This is a genomic window from Aerococcus sp. L_32 (assembly GCF_050689315.1).
In genome coordinates, this window is record NZ_JBOEQF010000324.1 from 1 (window position 1) to 2,232 (window position 2,232).

Genomic DNA, 2,232 nt, shown 5'->3' on the forward strand with positions numbered 1-2,232 from the left:
GAATTTCAAACGGATTTCAGATAATGATTGGTTTACAACTGATTCTTTATCTGCAACGAACACTAAGACGTCACCAGTTTCAGCCTGTAAACGGTCCATTAATGGTGCAGGATTGTCTTTAAAGAATTTACCAATTGGACCAGATAAACCTTCGTCAGTGACTTTGATCCAAGCCACACCTTTAGCCCCGTATGTAGATGCAAATGGTGTTAAGTTGTCCAAGTCTTTACGCGAGTAGTTGTCACCAGCACCTTTGATATTGATAGCTTTAACGATGCCACCTTTTTCAATTGCTTGGTTGAATACTTTGAATTCGTATTGGTCAACGATATCAGAAATTTCCACTAATTCTAAACCAAAACGAGTATCTGGCTTGTCGTTACCGTACCGCGCCATTGCATCGTCATAAGTAATGATTGGGAAGTTTTCAGTGATATCAATGTTTTTAGTACGTTTCACAACTGTTTTCAACATACCTTCTACTAAATCACGAATTTCTTCTTGTGTTAAGAAAGTTGTTTCTAAGTCGATTTGCGTAAATTCTGGTTGACGGTCTCCACGTAAATCTTCATCACGGAAACAACGAACAACTTGGTAGTAACGGTCCATACCTGCAGACATCAACAATTGTTTGAATAATTGTGGTGATTGCGGTAATGCATAGAATTCACCTGGATGTACACGAGATGGTACTAAGTAATCACGCGCACCCTCTGGCGTAGATTTTGTTAAGTAAGGTGTTTCTACTTCGATGAATTCTTGATCATCTAAGTACCGGTGGATTGTTGATACTACTTGATGACGCAATTTCATATTGTTCGCCATTTTTGGTCGACGTAAGTCAACGTAACGGTATTTCATACGAATTTCGTCGTTTACATCAATATCATCTTCAACTGGGAATGGTGGTGTTTTTGAAATGTTTAAGATTGTTAAATCAGAAACCATCACTTCAATGTCACCCGTTTTAATTTTCGGGTTCGCCAATCCTTCACCACGTAACACAACTTCACCAGTTACCTCAATCACGTATTCAGAACGTAAACGTTCAGCTTCAGCAAATTGGTTGCCTAAGTTTTCAACGTTGAATACAGCTTGAACGATACCTTCGCGGTCGCGTAAATCAACAAAGATTACCCCACCTAGGTCACGACGTTTTTGTACCCATCCTTTTAATGTTACAGTTTGTCCAACGAATTCGTTAGACACATTTCCACAATACACACTACGTTGCATTATATGCAGCTCCTTTTATTTTAAATCTCTTTTGTTTCGTATCTCTATTTTAAAAATAATTATTATTGGTTTAATTCTTGGTAAATACTTGCAAAATCATCCGCAAATTTTTCTAGCGGGTAGGCAGCTTCATTACCAGAGGTCATATGTTTAACCGTGATTTGGTTATTTTCCAATTCAGATTCTCCAATAGTAACAACCAAGTCTGCACCAAGTTTATTGGCGTCTCTAAATTGTTTTTTAGGTTTGGCACCAAAGAAGTTTCGGTCAGCTGAAAAACCAGCGTGACGCACGTGTTGTAAGACTTTCATCGCTGCTTCATCCGTACCGTCTCCGATATTCACCACATAAACGTCAAGCTCATGCATGTCTGGTACTTGAACTTCTTGCGCCTTCATCAACAAGATCAAACGCTCGATTCCTAAACCAAAACCAAATCCTGGAGCAGATTCTTTACCATCTGAAATCTCTTGAACTAGGCCGTCATAATTACCCCCACCACAAATTGTTGTTTGGGCCCCAAAGACTTTGTCTTCAGACATGATTTCAAAAATAGTATCTTGGTAATAGTCTAAACCACGTACCATATTTGGATCGATTTCAAAATCAATACCTAAGGCTGTCAATAAAGATTGCACATCATTAAAGCGTTTAGTTGATTCTTCAGAAAGGTAATCCAAGATTGACGGCGCATTGGCCACGATTTCGATATCTTTTTTATCTTTTGAATCCAATACACGTAACGGATTTTTATGTAGACGTGTTTTCGAATCTTCAGATAATTCATCCGTAAATGGTGTTAAATAGTCTATTAGAGCTTGGCGGTAAGCAAGACGCGAACTGGTGTCCCCTAATGAATTGATTACTAGCTTGATATGTTGGATATTTAGCGATTTAAATAGATCCATTGCTAAAGCAATCGTTTCTACATCTTTGGCAGCATTTGCTTCACCAAATACTTCAACACCGATTTGATGGAATTGGCGTAAACGGCCG

The 2,232-nt window shown here is 38.6% G+C and carries 2 protein-coding genes; both read right to left on the reverse strand.

The features are described from left to right. A partial coding sequence (gene aspS / locus ACRCJ0_RS12400) for an aspartate--tRNA ligase (protein WP_431388350.1) occupies positions 1-1,239 on the reverse strand: 1,239 nt, incomplete at its 3' end. Positions 1,240-1,298: 59 nt separating this feature from the next. Further along, on the reverse strand, positions 1,299-2,232 hold a 934-nt coding region (hisS, locus tag ACRCJ0_RS12405; RefSeq protein ID WP_431390618.1), incomplete at its 5' end, for a histidine--tRNA ligase.